This window comes from Acinetobacter sp. V2, assembly GCF_001188385.1.
GTDB lineage: Bacteria > Pseudomonadota > Gammaproteobacteria > Pseudomonadales > Moraxellaceae > Acinetobacter > Acinetobacter oleivorans.
The window spans coordinates 673,168-676,467 of the sequence record NZ_JZFB01000001.1 but is presented as its reverse complement, the minus strand read 5'-3'; the positions used below and the strand labels follow the sequence as shown (position 1 = coordinate 676,467).

The window sequence follows — 3,300 nt, the reverse complement described above, 5'->3', positions numbered from 1 at the left end:
GTATATGGTGAAGCCAATGCTTACTGTACTCTTAGTTCTGGGTTCAGCACGGTTGATATATCAATGGCTGTGGGACGAGTTGTTGTTAGACCAAGTGATCCTGTTGGAAAGATTCTAAGAAAAGCAACTTTTCCAATTAACTCAACTGGACAAGCCTCAACAGCGAAATGTACGTCATATAGTGATACTATTACCGCTGCATTAACTCAGAATTACCCTTTAAGTTCGCAGGGTAACAGTATTTACTCTACAAATATTCCTGGGATTGGTATTCGTCTATACCGTGAAGCCGAAAATGCAACTAATTTTTCAGGGTATTATCCATATACTCGTAGTTTAACACTAGGAACAACTTATAATCTTGCTTCGGGATATTTTGTTGTTGAAATTGTGAAAACTGCTGAACAGACTGGTTCAGGTACATTAGTTCCAGGTTTATATAGTCGATACTATGTAAGTGGTTATATGAATCGCCCTTTTTTAACCAGTACAGTTTATGGTAATGCAATTACTATCGCTTCTTCTTCATGCGAAATCCAAGGTAATATCAATAAAGTTGTACAGCTCCCAACTGTTACAAAGGCGGGGTTCAAAGGTGTTGGTTCTACGCAAGGTGAACAAACCTTTGATATGAATATCTTATGTAATGGTGGTATTAACCCAACAGGTTATGAAGAAAAAAATCTGATTAGTTTAACTTACGACTTTACCCAAGACGGAACAAATAACCAGGTCTTAGCAAATACTGCTCCTACTTCTGAAAAAGCAAATGGTGTAGGTGTGCAGTTATTGTGGAACTATCAAAATAAAAATCAGGTCATCAAAAAAGGCGATAAGCTCGCTTTAGGTACTTTGACATCTAACCAGACAATTCAATATAACGTACCAATGACTGCCCGCTACTATCAAACAGCAGCAAATGTGACAGCTGGTAAAGTACGTGCAATGGCTACCGTAACTATTGAATATGATTAATCATATTCAATAGTTTATAAACCTAATAATTTCAAATATTTAAATATTAATAATAAATTTTACTTTATCGCTACTTTCTAAAAATTTAATACTTAACTTAATAGGAATATTTATGAAAAAAATAGGTATAGTTGCTGTTAGTGCAATTACATTATGTTGGGCAACGTATGAAGTATCTCCTGACAATACGAGTACCAGACCGCTTAATGAATCTAACCAAAAAGTCGCACCTAAAAGCAGTTCATCATCTGTAAAAAATGAAAAATTAGCCCCACAGATGCTATTAGCTCAAACTCACACTCCTAATTCTGCCCCAGTCTGTAAATATAGTTTCGATGCAACTCAAGAAGATTTTGATCTCTGGAATAATCAACATCCTGACTATTTGCCTATGAAAATATTTCCATTGATAAATGGTCAAAAATTTGGCTTTAAAGTGGAGCCTGTCACGGAAGATAATTATGGTTATCTTGATTATAATGCAAAAAGTAAGGCAAAAATGAATTCAACAAGTTATGACGGTGATTTTTTATTGCCTAATAAAGGTATTGTTGCTTTTGAGATGGAGCTTAAAGTACCCTTACTTTCTTCAAGCAGCTCATCTTACTCAACCGACATCAGTTTTAATGGTGTAACAGATAATAACTATACAATTAGATCAAATTATCATTTTGATATTGGTGCTCAGGATTTTGAGTTTGGCGAGAATCCACCTCGTTTATATCATAGCTTATCATCGGAGGTTGGAGATTATGAACTTATTGATAGTTACTTTAAAAACAAAAAAATGACAGATAATACAAATGAATATCAACGCTTAGGTGTTTACATTAATCAGGACACTAAGCAAGTCGGATTTATTTCTAATGGTGTTGATGAAGGATACCAATTTAAATTACCTGGTGCACTACAAAAAGTAGCTTTCTCAATGAATGGAAATCTAAATATTCTTTCTACGAATTTATTTGGACAAGAGTTGTCGAATGAACTCATTACTGACCGTAATGCGCTACAGTTTAGCTATCCTCAGGGTACAACTGACATGTGCGGTAATGCCATTTAAGATATAAAACTATAAGTCGTAAAAAAGGGCTGAATCACAGCCCTTTTTTTATTTCATTTAGAAATGAATGACTGTGCGAATTGATTTACCTTCGTGCATTAAATCAAAAGCGGTATTAATGTCTTGAAGAGGCATAGTATGAGTCACAAAAGGCTCAAGTTGAATTTCACCTTTCATAGCATCTTCGACCATTTTAGGGAGTTGTGAACGGCCTTTTACACCACCAAAAGCAGTACCTAACCATTTACGGCCTGTAACCAACTGGAATGGACGAGTCGAAATTTCTTGACCGGCACCAGCAACACCAATAATAACGGATTGTCCCCACCCACGATGTGCACACTCTAGAGCCGAGCGCATAACATTGACGTTACCAATACATTCAAATGAGTGGTCAACACCCCAGCCTGTCATTTCTACAATGACTTGTTGAATCGGTTTATCGTAATCTTTAGGGTTTAAGAAATCTGTAGCACCAAACTGCTTAGCAAGTTCAAATTTATCTGGGTTTGTGTCTACCACAATAATTTGGCCCGCTTTCGCTTGACGTGCACCTTGTACAACAGCCAAACCAATACCGCCTAAGCCAAATACAGCAACAGAATCACCTTCTTGTACTTTTGCTGTGTTATGCACGGCGCCAATACCAGTCGTCACACCACATCCAAGTAAACATACTTGTTCGTGATTCGCTTCAGGATTGATTTTTGCTAAAGATACTTCCGCAACTACCGTATATTCACTAAATGTTGAACAACCCATGTAATGGTAAATCGGCTCACCATTATAAGAAAAACGCGTGGTTCCATCCGGCATGACACCTTTACCTTGAGTAGCACGTACTGCAACACATAAGTTGGTTTTTCCAGATTTGCAGAATAAGCATTCTTTACATTCAGCTGTATAAAGTGGAATCACGTGATCCCCTGGTTGAACGCTTGTTACGCCCTCACCCACTTCAACTACAACACCTGCACCTTCGTGACCTAAAATAGCAGGAAATACACCTTCTGGATCATCGCCAGATAATGTAAAAGCATCGGTATGACATACCCCTGTATGGGTAATTTTTATTAAAACTTCACCCGCTTGAGGTGGTGCAACATCAACTTCAACAATCTCTAAAGGTTTTCCTGGGGCAAAGGCGACAGCTGCACGAGATTTCATCTTTGGGTTTCCTTTAAATCATTCGGTATTTATAGTCGAGCAAAATAGATTATATATTGGTAATACAAGAGCTTAATTTTGCTTAAATTAAAATT

General features: G+C 37.0%; 3 protein-coding genes. 2 read left to right on the top strand and 1 reads right to left on the bottom strand.

Going from position 1 to position 3,300, the window contains the following annotated elements:
- Both UC75_RS03125 and UC75_RS03120 read left to right on the top strand, forming a co-directional pair.
- A partial coding sequence (locus tag UC75_RS03125) for a fimbrial protein (RefSeq protein WP_049836649.1) occupies nucleotides 1-975 on the top strand: 975 nt, incomplete at its 5' end.
- A 112-nt stretch (nucleotides 976-1,087) separates the two neighbouring features.
- Nucleotides 1,088-2,038: a DUF4882 family protein gene (locus UC75_RS03120; RefSeq protein ID WP_049836648.1), complete on the top strand. Its 951-nt coding sequence runs from the start codon at nucleotides 1,088-1,090 to the stop codon at nucleotides 2,036-2,038.
- A 57-nt stretch (nucleotides 2,039-2,095) separates the two neighbouring features.
- Here the strand turns inward: UC75_RS03120 and UC75_RS03115 are convergent, their stop codons facing one another.
- Entirely contained in the window at nucleotides 2,096-3,205 is a 1,110-nt protein-coding gene (locus UC75_RS03115; protein WP_003651772.1) for an S-(hydroxymethyl)glutathione dehydrogenase/class III alcohol dehydrogenase, read from the bottom strand.
- Between the last annotated feature and the right edge of the window lie 95 nt (nucleotides 3,206-3,300).

Bases quoted from the DNA above. Each gene is read 5' to 3' on its own strand.
- UC75_RS03120 (WP_049836648.1), top strand. From the start codon at position 1,088: ATGAAAAAAATAGGTATAGTTGCTGTTAGTGCAATTACATTATGTTGG.
- UC75_RS03115 (WP_003651772.1), bottom strand. From the start codon at position 3,205: ATGAAATCTCGTGCAGCTGTCGCCTTTGCCCCAGGAAAACCTTTAGAG.